General features: G+C 33.5%; 20 protein-coding genes. 15 read left to right on the forward strand and 5 right to left on the reverse strand.

Annotated features, from left to right (window positions below; translation table 11 throughout):
* The first annotated feature begins 17 nt into the window (after window positions 1-17).
* The 8 genes from MOK21_RS02045 (at window position 18) to MOK21_RS02080 (ending at window position 6,294) form a co-directional block, all read left to right on the forward strand.
* Window positions 18-248 (forward strand): hypothetical protein, encoded by a 231-nt coding sequence (locus tag MOK21_RS02045; RefSeq protein ID WP_249072311.1) that lies wholly within the window; start codon window positions 18-20, stop codon window positions 246-248.
* An 18-nt stretch (window positions 249-266) separates the two neighbouring features.
* A complete protein-coding gene (locus tag MOK21_RS02050) occupies window positions 267-515 on the forward strand; it encodes a hypothetical protein (protein ID WP_249072312.1) in 249 nt (82 codons plus the stop codon).
* 231 nt (window positions 516-746) lie between these two features.
* The gene (locus MOK21_RS02055) at window positions 747-1,925 is read left to right on the forward strand and encodes a M20 metallopeptidase family protein (RefSeq protein WP_249072313.1); all 1,179 of its coding nucleotides are present in this window, start codon (window positions 747-749) and stop codon (window positions 1,923-1,925) included.
* 48 nt (window positions 1,926-1,973) lie between these two features.
* Window positions 1,974-2,999, forward strand: coding sequence for a methionine ABC transporter ATP-binding protein (locus tag MOK21_RS02060; protein ID WP_249072314.1), 1,026 nt, complete (start codon window positions 1,974-1,976; stop codon window positions 2,997-2,999).
* Entirely contained in the window at window positions 2,996-3,649 is a 654-nt protein-coding gene (locus MOK21_RS02065; RefSeq protein ID WP_249072315.1) for a methionine ABC transporter permease, read from the forward strand. The genes MOK21_RS02060 and MOK21_RS02065 overlap by 4 nt, the downstream gene beginning before the upstream one ends.
* Window positions 3,650-3,667: 18 nt before the next feature.
* On the forward strand, window positions 3,668-4,495 hold the full coding sequence (locus tag MOK21_RS02070) for a MetQ/NlpA family ABC transporter substrate-binding protein (RefSeq protein ID WP_249072316.1): 828 nt from the start codon (window positions 3,668-3,670) through the stop codon (window positions 4,493-4,495).
* A gap of 226 nt (window positions 4,496-4,721) precedes the next feature.
* Window positions 4,722-5,450 carry a DUF2087 domain-containing protein gene (locus MOK21_RS02075; protein ID WP_249072317.1) on the forward strand — a complete coding sequence of 243 codons (729 nt, stop codon included), beginning with the start codon at window positions 4,722-4,724 and terminating at the stop codon, window positions 5,448-5,450.
* Between the two features lie 121 nt (window positions 5,451-5,571).
* Window positions 5,572-6,294: an SDR family NAD(P)-dependent oxidoreductase gene (locus MOK21_RS02080; RefSeq protein WP_249072318.1), complete on the forward strand. Its 723-nt coding sequence runs from the start codon at window positions 5,572-5,574 to the stop codon at window positions 6,292-6,294.
* Window positions 6,295-6,426: 132 nt separating this feature from the next.
* Here MOK21_RS02080 and MOK21_RS02085 read toward each other — a convergent pair whose 3' ends face one another.
* Window positions 6,427-7,155 carry a helix-turn-helix domain-containing protein gene (locus MOK21_RS02085; RefSeq protein WP_249072319.1) on the reverse strand — a complete coding sequence of 243 codons (729 nt, stop codon included), beginning with the start codon at window positions 7,153-7,155 and terminating at the stop codon, window positions 6,427-6,429.
* Between the two features lie 241 nt (window positions 7,156-7,396).
* Between MOK21_RS02085 and MOK21_RS02090 the strand changes: the two genes are divergently transcribed.
* Window positions 7,397-8,491 (forward strand): DUF418 domain-containing protein, encoded by a 1,095-nt coding sequence (locus tag MOK21_RS02090; protein ID WP_249072320.1) that lies wholly within the window; start codon window positions 7,397-7,399, stop codon window positions 8,489-8,491.
* 161 nt (window positions 8,492-8,652) lie between these two features.
* Here MOK21_RS02090 and MOK21_RS02095 read toward each other — a convergent pair whose 3' ends face one another.
* From MOK21_RS02095 to MOK21_RS02105, 3 genes are all read right to left on the reverse strand, one after another.
* On the reverse strand, window positions 8,653-9,165 hold the full coding sequence (locus MOK21_RS02095) for a GrpB family protein (RefSeq protein WP_249072321.1): 513 nt from the start codon (window positions 9,163-9,165) through the stop codon (window positions 8,653-8,655).
* 219 nt (window positions 9,166-9,384) lie between these two features.
* Window positions 9,385-10,467, reverse strand: a complete 1,083-nt coding sequence (locus MOK21_RS02100; protein WP_249072322.1) for a helix-turn-helix transcriptional regulator — start codon at window positions 10,465-10,467, stop codon at window positions 9,385-9,387.
* A 283-nt stretch (window positions 10,468-10,750) separates the two neighbouring features.
* Entirely contained in the window at window positions 10,751-11,953 is a 1,203-nt protein-coding gene (locus tag MOK21_RS02105; protein ID WP_249072323.1) for a macrolide family glycosyltransferase, read from the reverse strand.
* A 349-nt stretch (window positions 11,954-12,302) separates the two neighbouring features.
* On the opposite strand from MOK21_RS02105, the gene MOK21_RS02110 reads away from it, so the two are divergent.
* The 5 genes from MOK21_RS02110 (at window position 12,303) to MOK21_RS02130 (ending at window position 15,587) form a co-directional block, all read left to right on the forward strand.
* A complete protein-coding gene (locus MOK21_RS02110; RefSeq protein ID WP_249072324.1) occupies window positions 12,303-12,737 on the forward strand; it encodes a membrane lipoprotein lipid attachment site-containing protein in 435 nt (144 codons plus the stop codon).
* 73 nt (window positions 12,738-12,810) lie between these two features.
* Window positions 12,811-13,605, forward strand: a complete 795-nt coding sequence (locus MOK21_RS02115) for a MerR family transcriptional regulator (RefSeq protein WP_249072325.1) — start codon at window positions 12,811-12,813, stop codon at window positions 13,603-13,605.
* Between the two features lie 194 nt (window positions 13,606-13,799).
* Window positions 13,800-13,958 (forward strand): hypothetical protein, encoded by a 159-nt coding sequence (locus MOK21_RS02120; RefSeq protein ID WP_249072326.1) that lies wholly within the window; start codon window positions 13,800-13,802, stop codon window positions 13,956-13,958.
* Between the two features lie 86 nt (window positions 13,959-14,044).
* Window positions 14,045-14,602, forward strand: a complete 558-nt coding sequence (locus tag MOK21_RS02125; protein WP_249072327.1) for an NDxxF motif lipoprotein — start codon at window positions 14,045-14,047, stop codon at window positions 14,600-14,602.
* Window positions 14,603-14,753: 151 nt separating this feature from the next.
* On the forward strand, window positions 14,754-15,587 hold the full coding sequence (locus tag MOK21_RS02130) for a CPBP family intramembrane glutamic endopeptidase (protein ID WP_249072328.1): 834 nt from the start codon (window positions 14,754-14,756) through the stop codon (window positions 15,585-15,587).
* 102 nt (window positions 15,588-15,689) lie between these two features.
* Here the strand turns inward: MOK21_RS02130 and MOK21_RS02135 are convergent, their stop codons facing one another.
* Complete coding sequence (locus MOK21_RS02135) at window positions 15,690-16,013, reverse strand: hypothetical protein (protein WP_249072329.1); 324 nt, start codon at window positions 16,011-16,013, stop codon at window positions 15,690-15,692.
* Between the two features lie 183 nt (window positions 16,014-16,196).
* Here MOK21_RS02135 and MOK21_RS02140 point away from each other — a divergent pair, with 183 nt between their 5' ends.
* Entirely contained in the window at window positions 16,197-16,712 is a 516-nt protein-coding gene (locus MOK21_RS02140) for a DinB family protein (RefSeq protein WP_249072330.1), read from the forward strand.
* Window positions 16,713-16,943 lie beyond the last annotated feature (231 nt).

Below are 16,943 nucleotides of genomic sequence, written 5' to 3' on the forward strand. Positions count from 1 at the left end.
AATTGGAGGAGATATCAATGAGTTTATTTTGGAGTATTATAGACTTTCTAAAAGAAACAGCACCGTACTTTATCGCGCTGAATATTATTTTAGCAATCTTCCTACTAATCTTCGGGTTAGTTTTAATATCCAAAAAGAATAGAGAACAGAGGTCGAAAATGATTGGCGGAATGGTTTGTTTATCATTTTCAATGTTGGCTTTTTTGGGTGCTCTGTCCAATGCATTCTTTTCCTTTTTCGTATTCTAAAAATAGGAGGATAAAAAGATGTTAGACAAACTACAGAGTATCATGGATGCGGCTTGTAAATGGGGAAATAAAAATATGGGAACCTCTATTCAATTCCCTAAACCAACAAAAAAGTCCATAGTATCCAGTGCTTTTTCAAGTGGAATTATTGGTAGTGTAATGACCATCTATGGGCTTTTATTTAAGAATATATGGATTTTGTTATTTGGCGGGCTTAGCATAATAAGCAGTATTTTCATCTATCGGCAAAGTGAAAAAAACGATTAGAGAAGTATAAAGCCGAAATAACGAAGACTAATAAACATTTTTCTTTATCTAATAGACAGACTTTTGCAGCCATCTGGCATCGATTATCAATCGAAGCTAGATGGTTGTTTTAGTTTAGAGTGAATATAAAATGTATAAAACATAGTTGACTTATTGGTTTTATATGTTTAAAATCGTGTTAATCGTTCTGAATATATTGAATGATTAACTAATTCAAGGAGGGGTTAAGAATTGACTATTGAGACACTTACAAAAGAGTTGGATGGTTTATTTGAAGAAATCGTAGGAAATCGTCGCTTTTTACATCAAAACCCAGAGCTTTCTTTTCAAGAAGAAAAAACATCCCGTTTTATCGCTGATACATTAAAAAGTTACGGAATCTCTGTTCAAGAGGATGTTGGTGATAAAGGTATAGTTGGAATTGTTCATGGAAGAGAACTTGGAAAAACGATTGCATTTCGCGCGGATTTTGATGCATTACCTATCGAGGATCAAAAAGAAGTTACATATAAATCCAAAGTGCCTGGCGTTATGCATGCCTGTGGACACGACGGACATACTGCCGCATTACTTGCGGTGGCAAAAGTTCTTCAAAAACATAGGGATCGTATTCATGGAACAGCAAAATTTATTTTCCAACCTGCGGAAGAAAAGCCACCGGGTGGGGCGAAATTTATGATCGAAGATGGGGTTTTAGATGATGTGGATTATATATTCGGTGCACATTTAGCGACAGATCTTCCTATTGGCAAGCTGTCAACCGCTTCAGGTGCAATCATGGCCTCAGTTGATGCTTTTACGATTAAAATTTTAGGTAAAGGTGGGCATGGAGCTCGGCCTCATGAAACGAAAGACTCCATAATTGCGGCAACTCAACTAGTTCAACACTTACAACAAATTGTTAGTCGACGTATTAATCCAACAGAAGCTGCTGTTGTAACAGTGGGAAGTATTCACGCAGGTAATGCCTTCAATGTAATTGCAGATTCAGCTATGTTAGAAGGAACCGTTCGTGCATTAAATAAAGATGTTCGAGCACAAATAGAAAAGGAGATTCGAGCCATATTAGAAGGATTAAAGATTACTAATTATATAGAGTTTGAATTAGATTACCTCCATGGTTATCCAGTACTAGTTAATCCGGTGGAAGAAGCTGCAATTGTGGAGCGATTCACGAAAGAACAGTTTGGAGAGAGTGCTTTTATGCATAAGGAGCCGGTGTTAGGAGCGGAAGACTTTGCTTACTATTTACAAGAAAAACCCGGTAATTTCTTTTATGTAGGCGCTCATAATAAAGATCTAAATACACAGTATCCTCATCATCACCCAAAATTTGATTTTGATGAACGAGCCCTGTTACATTCAGGGGAAATGTTCCTAAAAATTGCACATCATTTTTTAATCGATTAAAAGCCCATATTTTCAGTTTAGTAGCAAATGAATCGGAGGAATGATACCTTGATTGTTTTTAAACATATCGTAAAAGAATTTTACCAAAAGAAAAAGAAAATAACTGCTGTAAATGATGTTTCTCTTGAAGTTCAAAAAGGAGATATATTCGGAATTATTGGCTATAGCGGAGCAGGTAAAAGTACATTAATTCGCATGGTGAACGGCTTAGAAAATCCAACTTCAGGACAAATCATCGTAGCCGGAAAGGATATTCAAACATTAAGTCCAAATGAGAAAATCTTCAATAAGAAAAAGATTAGTATGATTTTTCAACATTTTAATTTACTTGAGTCTAAAAATGTATTTGACAATGTCGCTTTGCCATTAAAACTTCGTAATGAAAGTAAAGAAGAAATCGATAGAAAAGTAAAGGAGATGCTTTCATTTGTAGGGTTAGAAGATAAAGATAAAAATTATCCGAATCAACTGTCTGGGGGTCAGAAGCAACGTGTTGGGATAGCACGTGCATTGGTCACAAATCCTGAAATTTTATTATGCGATGAGGCAACTTCTGCACTCGATCCTAAAACGACAAAATCCATTTTAAAATTGTTAAAACGGGTCAATGAACAGTTTAATATAACGATTTTATTAATTACACATGAGATGGCAGTTATTCGTGACCTTTGTAATAAAGTAGCTGTGATGGAAAATGGTCAATTAATTGAATCAGGAAATGTGATTCAAGTGTTCGGTCAACCGAAAGAATCAACGTCAAAAGATTTTGTAGAAACGGTTATTACCCATAAAATTCCAAAAGATTTATTGGATTTTTATCAAAAAAATAAACAATCGTATACTTTATTACGGCTAAAGTTTTTAGGAGAAAATACAGCTAGTTCGTTATTATTTCAACTAAATAAACGTTTCAATCATGTAGAAAGCAATATTGTCTCTGCCAATGTGACAGAACTCGAGGGAACTACTTTAGGCATCTTTACTATCGCTTTTTCTGCAAATGAGTCAATCATTCAAGAAATGAAAGCATTTATAAAAGAGTTTAATGTCATTGTAGAGGATGTGAACATATGAATCGGATTTCTCCTGATATAATTTGGCAGGCTATGATCGAAACTGTTTATATGGTTTCAGTATCTTTATTAATAGGAACGTTATTAGGGCTACCACTTGCGCTATTGTTAGTCCTTACAAGACCAAATGGTATTAAAGAAAATAAAATTGCTTATTTCATTTTAAATTCTATGATTAATATTATTCGTTCGTTACCGTTTATTATTTTGCTTGTAGCAATTGTTCCATTCACACGCTTAATTGTCGGAAAAACATATGGTACAGAGGCGGCGATTGTTCCGCTCATTATTTACATTGCTCCATTTATTGCACGCTTAGTGGAAACTTCACTACTAGAAGTTAATCCTGGAATCATCGAACTAGCTAAATCATTAGGGGCAAAGCCTTTACAAATCGTTCGACATTTTTTAATTCCTGAAGCACTTGCTTCTATTATATTAACGTTAACAACAGCGACAATTGGATTGATTGGCGCAACTGCAATGGCTGGTACAGTAGGTGGCGGTGGTATAGGGAATTTAGCAATATCATATGGTTATCAACGTTTTAATACATTTGTCATTATTTTAACGGTCGTTATTTTAATAATAATCGTGCAAATTATCCAAACGCTCGGAAGTTATTTAGCCAAAAAAATTAGACATCAATAAAAAAGGAGTCTTACGTTTATGAAAAAATATATTTCAGCATTTCTTTTAGTATCGCTTGCTATTTTTTTAGTAGCTTGCGGAAAATCAGATTCTAGTTCAAGCTCTTCGGATGATAAGAAAACAATTAAAGTCGGTACGTCACCAGGACCGTATAGTGAATTATTTTTAAAGGCTGTAAAGCCAATTCTTGAAGAGAAAGGGTATAAAGTAGAAGACACAGAATTTACAGATTTACGTCAAGCGGATGTTGCATTAGCGGATGGTGGGATTGATCTAAATGTAGACCAACATACAGCATATATGAATAATTTCAATAAGGAAAGTGGCTCCACTCTTGCTGCTTTAACAGCTGTGCCGACAGTTCCAGCGGCTTTATTCCCTGGTAAAAAGACATCATTAGATTCTGTTAAAAAAGGTGACATAATTGGTATTCCACAAGATCCATCAAACGCAGCAAGAGCCTATGCGATTCTACAAAAAGCTGGTTGGATAAAAATTAAAGAAGGTGTAAATCCCAGTCAAGCAACAGTCCAGGATATCGTTGAAAATAAATATGATTTAGAAATTAAAGAAATGGAATCGGCTCAAATCCCACGAACAATAGAAGACTTGGATTATGGTGTAATTCCAGGAAGTATTGTATATTCTTCAGGGATTGATGCGAAAAAGGCAATATTGCAAGAAGATGTTGTGAAAAATTACGAGTTAGTAGCAGTAGTAGCTGAAAAAAATCAAGAAACTAAATGGGCAAAAGCAGTAAAGGACGCCTATCATTCTCCGAAGTTTAAAAAATACATGGATAAAAATAACAAAGATAATTATTGGTTCATCCCTAAAAATGATTAATCCTAGTGTAAGTAGCATGTATTGCTAGGGGTAAAAGATTTTGAATAACAAAATTGATAAATTCCTTTTATTAAATAGGGATTTATGGCCTGAGAGGAATCTATTTTGATTAATTATTATCAAAATAGATTTTTCTTTTTTGATAAACAAATGTTATCGTTGTTTACAAATAAATAAACTTATTATATATTGTTTATTAAATGATGAACAAAGAGAGGTTTTGTTTATGAGTTTAACTGATTTGACTATTGATGAATTATCGAGGGGGTATGTAGACACAGGGGAAGCATATGAATGTATATTTTGTAAAGAAATTTTTGATGGCCAAGAAGTATTCAACATAGAGGGTCGTTTCTTTACAGCTAAAAAAGCTATTCATCTCCATATTGAGAAAGAACATATCTCTGTGTTTGAAGCGTTACTTCAATTAAATAAGAAGGATACTGGGCTATCAGATATCCAAACCGAATTGCTGAAGTTATTTGCAACAGGGGCGCCAGATAAGGAAATTATTAATAGCACTTCCGCAAATAGTATTTCAACAATTCGACAGCATCGATTTAAATTGAAAGAAAAAGAAAAACAGGCAAAAGTTTTTCTCGCAATTATGCAGGCTTTAGAAACAACAAAAGTATACGAGCCAATTCATAAGGGGGCAACACAGGTGGATGAGCGTTTTGCGATTACAGTAGATGAGAAAGAAAAAGTACTAGCGACGTATTTTAAACATGGCTTAGATGGTCCTATTGAAAGTTTTCCAAGTAAAGAAAAACGAAAAATTATTTTACTGCAATACATTGTCACGAAGTTTGAGGTAGGGCGTAAATATAGCGAAAAAGAAGTAAATGAGATTTTAAAGCCTATTTATAGTGATTATGTATCTATAAGAAGGTACTTAATTGAATATGGTTTCCTAGATCGAAATGACGATTGTACAACGTATTGGGTGAAATAAGTTTAACATGAAAAAGCATACGTATTTTTAAACACCTAAATGTTTCCATAAATCACATTAGTTATCACTATTTTTTATATTAACTATACTTAAGTTGTAGTTATATAGAAGGGGTGATTGGATGAGCAAGAACTATATTATATTTGGAGCAAGCCAAGGATTAGGTGATGCATTTGTAAAGGGGTTACCAACTAAAGGAGATACAGTATGGGTGGTTTCTCGAACACGACCAAGTAGTTTAGATCTAGATGATGGCGTTAATCGTAAATGGCTGACTATTGATTTATCTAGTCAACAACATATTCCAGCTTTAAAAGAAGCTTTACAAGGCGTTGCTATAGATGTATGTATTTACAATGTTGGAGTATGGGAAAAGCATGGTTTTGAAGATGACTATACGTTTGATAAAGATGAAGTTGGGGATATTGCAAACTTAATAAATATTAATGTAACTTCCACAATTAAATATATTCAGGCACTACTACCTAATTTAAGACAAGCGGAAAATGGGAAAATAATTTTAATAGGATCGACAGCAGGTTTAGATCATTCGAATAATGCGCAAGTTTCATTTGTGACATCTAAATTTGGCTTACGAGGCATTACGAATGCTTTACGCGAGCATGTGAGAAAAGATAAGATCGCTGTAACGTGTATAAATCCAGGAGAACTTGCTACTGAAGTACCTTTTGAAGAAAGGGCTGAAAAAGCAATTAAGTTGTATGAAGGTACACGTATTCCTGTACAAGATATTGTAGCCATTGTCCAATGTGTGATTAATTTATCACCAGTTTCATGTGTGAAGGAGATCAATATTCCTGCTATTACTGACATGAATGTATAATAGTAAAAAAACGGCTCGTATGTTGAACGATTCTGTTCAATATGTGAGCCGTTTAAAATAGTGCTTATTTCACAATTATTTTCTTTGGGTTTTTCCCATATCATTTTCCCAATGAACAAAATTTTTACCCGATTAGTTATCACTTTTTTCTTGAATTAGAACTTCTAATTCAAGAATATTACTATTAGTAAAAATGCCGCTTGAGAGCTCCATTACATAGATAGGACCATTTTTCTTGTCGATAATGGATACTATTTGTTCCTCAATTTCATCATCATTTTCACCCATAATAAATATAGAACTATAGTTACCTTCATTCATGATGAAATCAGCTGGATGTTCTGTTTTTATACACATATGATATTCATCTTCTTCAAAAACATAAATAATATCATTATAAAAAAATTGCGTTGATAATTGTAATTTTAAAAAATCTTTGGCTGATAAAGTTTCATTCGTTTTTAAAGTGATTAGTCTTTCTAAATGACTCTCTTCTAAGTATTTTGTTGAATTTACTTTTTTGTTTGTAATAGTAACATAATGGTGATCAATGGCCTGTTTAATCTTTTGTAATTTGTTTATTTCCTCTGAAAGTTCTTTTGATTTATCTCCTAATAAACTCAAATAATCATTTTTTTCATACGAAGTTACAACTTCTTTAATTTGTGCGATTGAAAGATTTAAGTGCCTCAACATTAATATTTGAGCAAGTTGATAAATTTCCTTAAGAGAATATTTTCGATATCTATTATGATCTGTGTAGGATGGAAATAACAGCCCCTTTTCTTCGTAATATCGTATTTGATGATGGCTAATATTAAATATTTTAGCCAATTGATTTATTGTAATTGTTTCATCCATAATATCCCTCTTCTCTAGATAAATATAAACTCTAAGGCTAGCCTAATGTCAAACAATAAACTTAAGTGATAATAAGAATTTAGTTGTCGACGTATGGGTTTTAGCATCATTCTACCCATGAATAATTGGGCAAATGAATGGAGAGTTGAACACGAACAAAGTTGGTTTGACATTAGGTCTACCCTATAGTTTAAAGTGATGATGTATGAAGAAGGGCGCAATTAAAGAAGGGGGAACATTTATGGCCAAACAGATACAATTTAAGCGGATTGAAGGGTTAGATTTCGCTCGAGCATTAGCTATGTTTGGGATGCTTATCGTTAACTTTAAAATTATTATGGGAGCAGCAGGAAACGGGCCAGATTGGCTTATATGGTTTACTGGACTTTTTGAAGGCAGAGCGTCAGCCACTTTTGTTACGTTGGCCGGTATCGGAGTCGCCTTAATGACAAGAAAAGCTAGAGATGGCGCTGAACTTTCTATTATTAAAGAAAATAGGGTGAAATTATGGAAACGTTCCGCATTTCTTTTTACTCTAGGTTTACTTTTATATGTTGCAGATTGGACTGGAGATATCCTCCATTATTATGGTGTTTATATGCTGATTGCATCGTTTCTTATCGTAGCTTCTACAAAGCGCATGATCATCCTATCTAGTCTTTTTTTAATTACCTCGCAAATCTTACAAGTGACAATGAATTATTTGAAAGGATGGCATCCAGAACAACTATTTATGGAATATCTTGATTTTTGGACAATAGAAGGTTTTATCAGAAATCTGTTGTTTAATGGGTATCATCCAGTATTCCCTTGGGTCTGTTTCTTTTTGCTTGGAATGATTTTTGGCAGACTTGATTTATCGAAGAAAGCTGTAAGAAACAAAATGTTATACATTTCTTTATTTTCACTTATAACGATAGAGGTACTTTCAAAAGTATTGATGCGACTATCTCTGTCGGTATTAGATGGTAACAGTGCAGAATTTTTGTTTCAAACTGGACCAATTCCACCAAACATTTTATATATCTTATCAAATTCCGCTTCTGCGATTATTGTTATTGTTGCTTCTATATATATTGTAGAAAAGTTTGCTGAGCAATGGTTGATAAAATCACTTATTCAAACAGGACAATTAACATTAACGCATTATGTAAGTCATGTATTCAATGGTGTTGGCCTATTGGCATTATTCAATCGGTTAGAAAACCAAACGTTAGCATTTTCATTAGTATTTACAATATTATTTTTCGTAGCGAGTATTTTCTTTTCTGTCTTATGGAGAAATAAATTTAAAAGAGGGCCCATCGAATGGATTATGAGAAAAATGACAGATTAATTCGAAGAGGCTGATTTCCGCTACGGGCTACTCCTTTCCCGCGAGAGTCGAGTAGCCCTCCGCTACAATCAGTTAAAAATGGGCATACATTTTCAAAAAAATTTTAAGGTCAATAATAAAGCTATATTTTTCCTAATCAACACGCCTAATGAACATTACTATTAACGGACAGTCCAGTGCCATTTAATAGCATCTTTTTCAACACTTTTGACAAAAGCGTCTTTTCCGTTGCAGTAGCCATCAATACACTGCTCGGCAAGTTGGCTCTTTAGTTCCCCATACTGCCTGCAAATTTCGGGATGCTCTCGAAGATAATCTCTAAATGCTAAATGTCTTTCTATTTCTTCAATGTTGTTATATTGAAAAGCGTGAATTTGGTGTGTGCGATGATCGCCACCTTTACGGAAATATCTTCTTCCAGTTATCCCGAATTCACCCTTAATTTCGTATCCAAGCTCTTGAAATTGCTTAGAAAATGAATCCAATTTATGAATATCATTGACTACTAGTAAAATATCGATAATTGGTTTTGCTTTTAAACCTGGAACGGATGTACTTCCAATATGAAAACTATTCACCCATTCTTCTTGAAGGATAGCCCTAATAGAACGTTCTTCTTTCTGATAGAGGCTGCTCCAATTGTGGTTATAATCTACAACTTTAATAATCCTCATTCAATTCACTCCATTCTTCGTTTTCATATTACTTTACAAATTTCATGGATTATTACAGATTATAGAAATCTGATGCAATGTCAATGTTGCTGTTTGAAAACAAAGAATATTTTAATTTTCTCTACAAAGCACTTTTCCTGGTGTTGAAATGAGCGATGAAGAGCTTGATAGCAATTCTTCATCGCCCTATAGGGGAGTGAGGTAAGCAGCGCTCAATCATTATTTTTTCGTCGCTTTAATTAATGCTAAATATTGAGAATCCCCTAAACCGTACTGAGGGAAGAGATGTAGCAGGTTTCGTACGATTTCATTTTGAGGTAGATGTTGATGTGTTTGAATATATTTTGTGATTTCGTTGTCGTTGTTCAATAGTTCTAAATACAATTTGATTCCTTGATACATAACTGGCATTAATTCTACATCTGGCATACGGTGGTCTATTAATACTGCTTTATATATATCAAAATAGTTACCTAATGTTATGTCAGTTTCTTGCACATCATATGTTTGCTCTCTCACCGCATGATAGTAAATCGTTCCTTTGAATGATAGTTGTTCTAAATAAGCTAACACGGTTATTAAATTCATCTGACAAAACATATCTTCACCAAACCAAAGAACGATGCATTGATATTCTTTTGAAAATAAGGTCTTTTTAAGAGGTGCAACTGTAATGGCCTCATATTCTGCTAATGAGACTTCATGTCCTGCCGCTCGAACCTGTTTGAATGAGTCGCTAAAAATGGTTTTAACGGTGTCATGTACACACATCGCTTCATTAAATGGTGCGTAATCGCTTTTTCCCATTAATTGTTGAGAACTGAATTGTTCATACATATGTTGTCCATTTAAAATGTTCAATACTTCATGATCAAAATGTTCATCCACATGCTTTTGTAAATCTTCAATTATTAATTTTTTAGAAATATCCATATAGTAACTCCTCGCTTCATTCATAGTGAGCTTTACATAAGATTGCAATGGTTCAGGACTTAAACGAAAGGCATTAGGGGTAACGCCGAATATTTCCTTGAAAGCACGAGAAAATGCTTCTTGCGATGAATAGCCATGCATTATTGCTATCTCAATGATCCTAGCATCTGTTTCACTAAGGGAGATTGAAGACAGATAAGTTTTTCGTAGGGTCATATAGCGTTTAATGCTAATGCCTGTTATTTGATGAAATTTAAAGGAACAGTAATAAGAAGAGTAGCCCATTGCTTCGCTTAATTTCATCAGGGAAAACCCCTCAAACAGGTGCTCTTCAATCCAATCAATCATATCTTGAATCATATTGTTCATCATGTATCACTCCTGTTTTTAATTATAGTGAAGAATGAAAAGCGGTTTTGATATTCGTTGTGTTTTTGGAATGAGACGAACTAGCTTCAACGTTAAGGTTGATGTGGGGAAATAGCAAGTGTTTATTGTGCGAAAGCGAAGCGACAGCAAGTAATCATATAAAAAGGAGAAAAGTGACTTCATTTTCTCCTTTTCTTTTTTTATTCATAGAGAGCTAATACATATAAAGAGCTTACAAAATAGCTGAGTATTGGAGTTGAAAAGCCGCCAATAATGGTAGCTTTTAAATACCGTATTGACTTTTAAACTTGAAAATCTCGTCAACGGCTTTGTGATACCCACCAGAATGTTGGTAGGATTCTTTAATGCTTACAACAGCATTCTGGATGGAAGGGGTGTTTAACACATGATTGGCAGCTTCATATAGTTTATTGGCTGTCAAACTTTCCATTTGTAATTGAATACCTGCTCTGATGTTGGTAACTTGTTTAGCAATGATCGGCTGATCCGCACTTAGTGGGATCACGATTAGCGGAACCCCGTTATAGAGAGCTTCATTGGTGCTATTCATGCCGCCATGTGTGATAAATAATTTAGTGTATTGTAGCAATTCGGTTTGTGGAACATAATTTTTCACTATGAAATTTTCAGGAATCTCTCCTAATGCTTCAAGTGATGTTTGTTCCCCAATCGACATGACAACGGTATGCTCAGTATTCCCGAATGCCTTCATACACAACTTATAGAAATCAATGGCTTGATTTAAGACCGTACCGAGTGAAATATAAATAGGGTGTTTTCCCTTGATCGCAGAAAGGTCGAAGTTTGCTTGTGTTAACCGTGAGGAAATGGATGGACCTATAAATTTAAAGGATGGGTCAAATGCTTCTCCAAAAGGTTGAAATTCTCTAGTTGTATAAACGATTGTAAGCGGTGCGGGATTACAAAATACTTCATATGGAGAATGGATTTCAACACCATATTTTTCTTTGATTTTTGTCGTTAGTTTTAAAAAATCATTATGGATCCTTGTTAAATCTTCATTTGGGACATTTTGTGAAAGATGTTCTAAAGTTTTTTCGAAAGATTCTTTTGTCTCAGCAAAAGAGGTACATGAACTGATTGCCGGAAGCTTCAGGATTTGGGCAAGTATACGGCCACAACCAAACATAGAATCATGGATGATGTAATCAAAATGCTCTCCTTTAATTTGTTCAAGAACACTAGGTATGACGATATCTGCAGTAAGTAAAAGACCGTTGACTCTTTCTAATAAATGATTTCTTCCGCCTGAGATAAAAGCTTTTATAAATTTTTGACCATCTATTGTGCGTACTGTTGCTCCTGTCTTCTCTATACGCTCGCGAAAAGCTTCTATCGTAAAGAACACGACCTCTTCTCCACGTGAAATTAGCTCCTGCACAACTCCAATCGTTGGATTGATATGTCCTTCTGATCCAGCATTTATAAATAAAACACGTGCCAATTCTACCACTCCTTTAGTAAAAATAATTTCAAGATTGTGTAAGAGTAATGGATACAGTCACATATCATTGCTTAACTATGTTAATGCACAATGAGTTCCTTTAGCAAGTTTGTTCATGTATCATTATAGATGAATGGTCTATATTGACATTTTAAGCTTAGAAAAGAGGCAAGATATCCATTAATACTGTATAGGATTTCATCTATTACTCCATTTCCCATAACAACTTATGGTGTGGTGGTCAGCAAACCAGCTAGGGTAGACAATTACATTTTCGTGTTTTTAAAAGGATACTGAAGAACACATTTACGATGATTGAGTCTATAAATTTATTTATAGGGGTGTTGAAATGAAAAAAATAATTTTATCCATTTTGATGGTTACTCTTTTGAGTGGTTGTAACGGTTTTCAAAACGATACGTTTAGTCAGCCTGAAGGCAAAGTTATTGTGAACGGAGAACCATATACAATGATTCCAAGTAATTTCGAATGGGATGATGGGGATGTAAAAATAACAGAATTGCGTTCGCGTGATCTAAATGAATTAGCCGATGATTTTGAAACAATAGATGTCGATAAAAAAGATATATTAAAATTTGAAATTGAAAAAAATCCTTCTTTTATAACAATAACTAAACAGAATGAAGATGGTACAACTGATAATGTTGAAATGAATGATAATAAAATAACAATGCCATCTAAAGAAGGATATTATATTTATGAACTTAAGGTAACATGGAATAAAGGAAAAGAGACTTTTGTTTTTGATGTAAATGTAAAATAAAAACTACAACTACAATGATTGAATAGAAGAATCAAAAATTCATCAATAAGGAGATTTTATAAAGGAGAGTATCATGTACACAATTGGGCAAGTAGCTAATTTTTTAGGTGTATCTAGAGATACCTTAAAATTTTATGAGGAAAAGGAATTAGTAAAGCCAAAGCAAAATATTGAGAATGGGTATAGAAAATATAATCATTTTGATATCTATGATATTACAACAGTAAATTTCTACAGAGAAATTGATATTGAAATTAAAAAAATCCAGGAATTAAGAAAGAGTAAGAGTATTGATGGCATTCAATCATTATTAGAAGAAAAAGAACAAGAGGTTTTACTGGAAATCGAATATAAAAAAATGCTATTGAAAAAGATTCAAATAGTAAAAGAAGATTGTAAGCAAATCAAACAATTCTTAGGAAAATTCATAGTGAAGGAAATGAAACCTTTAGCAATAAAGGGAGAAATAGAACATTTTACAGCATATGATGAATACGACACTTTAAAAAAGAATGCAGACAGCTTAAAAAAAGCAGTTACACTCACATCTTTAAGAAGAGTCATCAGCTTCAATGAAGAAGGTATTATAGGGGATAAGTTTATTATTGTAAGAAAAGTGGAGGATTTTGATGGAGCAATAGAAGGTGAAATTCTATCACATCCAAAATGTCTTTATACAATTATTGAAGATGGAAGATGGTCAACTGGTGGAGAGAATATTGATCAACGTGTGGAAGCGAATTTAAGAAAATTTGCAATAGAAAAAGGGTATGCACTACTGGGAAAAGTTTATATAAATCTATTACTGACCACTTATGAAGATGGTCTTGAACGTGTATTTTTAGAGACTTATGCACCTATCGAGTGAATATTATTGTTGCTACCTAAGCATACGTTATTCAACATGATTTAATGAAGGAAGAGCCAATTATTAAATAGCTCTTCCTTTTTTTTGAATTTAATGCTTGAAAACTTAATAGTCATAGTGTACTATTTAGCTAGTACACTATGGCGTCATGTAGAAACCATTTGATATGTTATGAATAAGGATGCTGACAATGGATGAATATGTATTTTAAGTATGATGAGCATACAACTAATTGTTCAACTGCGAAGTTTACTATTGGTGGTAAGCATTTTAATTCAACAATTGAATATCGATTTAAGGTAGGGAGTGGTTCTGTAAACATTAAAAAGGAACCAATAGCTTTAGCAATATAAAAAAAACGGCTAGTTGAAAAGGAGACTACAATGAAAAGATTTACTTTTTATGTATTAATGGCATTCACGATTGTATTGATGTGTGCTTGTTCAAACGATACATGTCTAATGAAGCAAGCGATGAAGCAAGCAATAAAGAAAGTAAGGGAAATGCCGTAAGCAATGTATCTGCTAAAATTCCAGATGATCTATTCGTTTCTACTAAAAAGAACGAAACTATTACTGAAGATGAAATGAAAGCAAGTATAAAAAAGTATATGGATTATAGTCATGTCATCGATAAAGAAATGGAGACAATTGTTTATGAATATGAGGATGCTACTGAATCGGATCGGGAAACATTAAATAAATTAATAGATGAAGGGAAAAAGAATGATACGAATTTTAATGATTTTATAAGTAATAATAGTATCCCAGATGATTATAAAGAACCTTCAAAGACAATTTATGAATTTGTTTCATCAATTCGGGCAACTTTAACACAATTTGATGAGGAAATTGTTGGAGCAGTTGAAAATGGTAGTTTGACAGAAATAACAGATTTTGCTTCAGAGCATTTTTCTAAAGCGAACGGCAGGCAGCAACTAAAAATCGAAAAATTTTTGGACGAGAAAAAAATTAAAACTACATATTTCGATGAATAGAAAGAATATATTTTTTACCCTTCAATGTCTTTGAAGGGTATTTTTTTCGTGGGATTTTGAGATGGTAAAAGTATTGACCTGTGAGCAACCCCCAGGTTTAAGCTAAAGATATTGTTAAATATATTTACGAGTTTGAAGCGGGGGCATATGTATGAATAACGAAAAGAAACTAAAAAAACCAGTAGCAAGTTTTATAGTACTAACCAATATCATTTTTTTACCGCTTTTTTGTCTTGTAGGACTCATCAGCATGGTGGGTCTTCCTAAATGGATTTTTGATGTCATGCTCTGTGTATCAGCTTGGTCCTCAACATTTGCTTTTGCGATATTATTTAAAAAAATCTATCCTAGGCAAAGTTTTATACAATTTGTAAAAGATCAATTCAAGAATAAACTTAAGTTTTCTGTCATTTTTATGGCAATGATGATTCAAGCTTTCATATTTTTGATGATTTTGTTTATTGTATCTAATACTAGTGAAGTAGACTCAATTTTAACTGTTTCTTCATGGGGAATGCTAATTTATTACTTTTTTAATCATCTCCTTTCTGGGCCTCTAGGAGAAGAAATAGGGTGGAGAGGTTTCGCTCAAATGGAGCTCCAAAAGAAGCATTCGCCATTAAAAGCTTCAATCATTATAGGGTTTTGGTGGGGGATGTGGCATCTACCTATATGGTTTACTACAGGGCTTGTGGGCATTGATTTAATCAAATATATTCTACTCTTTATGATTGCAATCATGTCAACTAAGATCGTCATGACAGCATTTCATAATTTAAATCAAAATTTAATCGTCCCAATCATCATCCACCAATTCTTTAATTTTTTTCTGGGCTTAATAAATGGAAAATTAATTGATTTACTCATGTATAATGCCATTTTTTATTTTGTTTTAGCGGTTTTAGTCATCATGATCAATCCAAAGAATGTACTTTATAGAAAGAAAGAGACAAATGTAATTCATAGAAAGCATTCAATGATTTAGTAATACAGCTATATACCTCAACTATCGGGAGATTTTCTTTACAAAAAATAAACGTATTCAAAATTTGAATACGTTTATTTTTGAGTAGCGAAGTTCAAATCTTTAATTTAATAATTCTGCTTCCATTCCAAAAAGAAATGCACAAACAAATAGACCTAATACTAAACCGACCATTGTTACTACAAAATATATTCCTTTCATCCGAAAACCTGCTTTATTAAAATCTCGAAACAAGTTATTAAAAAAATAAAAACAAGGTGAAAGGAATAATATAATAAGGAGCGTTTTCAATGAAAATGTCAGATGAGCCTTTACCCCGGATTCAATCGATAACAAAGTTACAATACTTAATATCATCCCAAAACTATAATATTTCGCTAAACGAGCAAGTGAAAATGAATGGCTCGTTACACTATGTTCTTGCAATACATCGCACCTTCTTTTTTTCTTAACAAAACAATCTGATATTATCTTTGATTATAGACCATTCATAGACCTTTCTACACTATAATCTTTCTAAATGAGATCGTAAAAATTAAAGAAATACTGCTATTAACATATAGGTGCAAGTAGCAAACACAAATTTTCAGGAATGCGGAGGAGAAAGAGATGAAGAGAGAAAATTTAGTTGTCGTTCCCTTATCAGATTTTGAGCCAGAGATTGGTCGATGGATAGGGTGTTTGGAAGATGTTCGGCGTACGCTTATAAAAAAAGTATCAGACATAAGTCAGGAACAGCTTGATGCCAAATTAAACGGTCACTCAATCGGATCGTTATTATATCATATTGCCTTAATTGAGGCAGACTGGCTCTATGAAGAGGTTCTTGGCGGTAAATGGAATTCACAGATTCGTTCCTTATTTCCTCAAGAGGACCGTAACATGGATGGCACCTTGAGCCACATAAAGGATCAAACTTTAGACGAACATCTATATCGTCTACAATGTGTACGTGATGAACTGCTTTTCCATTTTCGTACTATGGACGTAGAGGATTGGCGTGAATCTAGAAAACTTCCCCATTACGATGTCACACCTGAGTGGGTTATTTATCATCTCCTCGAACACGAGGCCTATCATAGGGGACAGATTTTTCAGATGCTTGCCGTATTAAAAAATAAATAAAAACCTCAAATTAGAAGAAGTTAAGTATGTTCCTGAGAGAATTATCTTGGCAACAGGTGAACTTTACTCCGATATTGAAACATTACTGAACATTCAATGAAATAGAAAAAGTTGGCAGTTTAATAGTACTTAACTTTGTATGTCCAAATCAATTTGCAGAGCAGCTCGCTTGCCATTTAAATGAAAGTGGTAGCATTGAAGTGGATCAGATGGGACGTACCTCAGAAAAAA

Origin of the sequence: Lysinibacillus sp. BPa_S21 (assembly GCF_023337795.1) — a bacterium.
Classification (GTDB): domain Bacteria; phylum Bacillota; class Bacilli; order Bacillales_A; family Planococcaceae; genus Lysinibacillus.

Coding starts and splice junctions, on each gene's coding strand:
- MOK21_RS02045 (WP_249072311.1), top strand. CDS start 18: ATGAGTTTATTTTGGAGTATTATAGACTTTCTAAAAGAAACAGCACCG.
- MOK21_RS02050 (WP_249072312.1), top strand. CDS start 267: ATGTTAGACAAACTACAGAGTATCATGGATGCGGCTTGTAAATGGGGA.
- MOK21_RS02065 (WP_249072315.1), top strand. CDS start 2,996: ATGAATCGGATTTCTCCTGATATAATTTGGCAGGCTATGATCGAAACT.
- MOK21_RS02070 (WP_249072316.1), top strand. CDS start 3,668: ATGAAAAAATATATTTCAGCATTTCTTTTAGTATCGCTTGCTATTTTT.
- MOK21_RS02075 (WP_249072317.1), top strand. CDS start 4,722: ATGAGTTTAACTGATTTGACTATTGATGAATTATCGAGGGGGTATGTA.
- MOK21_RS02080 (WP_249072318.1), top strand. CDS start 5,572: ATGAGCAAGAACTATATTATATTTGGAGCAAGCCAAGGATTAGGTGAT.
- MOK21_RS02085 (WP_249072319.1), bottom strand. CDS start 7,155: ATGGATGAAACAATTACAATAAATCAATTGGCTAAAATATTTAATATT.
- MOK21_RS02090 (WP_249072320.1), top strand. CDS start 7,397: ATGGCCAAACAGATACAATTTAAGCGGATTGAAGGGTTAGATTTCGCT.
- MOK21_RS02095 (WP_249072321.1), bottom strand. CDS start 9,165: ATGAGGATTATTAAAGTTGTAGATTATAACCACAATTGGAGCAGCCTC.
- MOK21_RS02100 (WP_249072322.1), bottom strand. CDS start 10,467: ATGAACAATATGATTCAAGATATGATTGATTGGATTGAAGAGCACCTG.
- MOK21_RS02110 (WP_249072324.1), top strand. CDS start 12,303: ATGAAAAAAATAATTTTATCCATTTTGATGGTTACTCTTTTGAGTGGT.
- MOK21_RS02115 (WP_249072325.1), top strand. CDS start 12,811: ATGTACACAATTGGGCAAGTAGCTAATTTTTTAGGTGTATCTAGAGAT.
- MOK21_RS02120 (WP_249072326.1), top strand. CDS start 13,800: ATGAATATGTATTTTAAGTATGATGAGCATACAACTAATTGTTCAACT.
- MOK21_RS02130 (WP_249072328.1), top strand. CDS start 14,754: ATGAATAACGAAAAGAAACTAAAAAAACCAGTAGCAAGTTTTATAGTA.
- MOK21_RS02140 (WP_249072330.1), top strand. CDS start 16,197: ATGAAGAGAGAAAATTTAGTTGTCGTTCCCTTATCAGATTTTGAGCCA.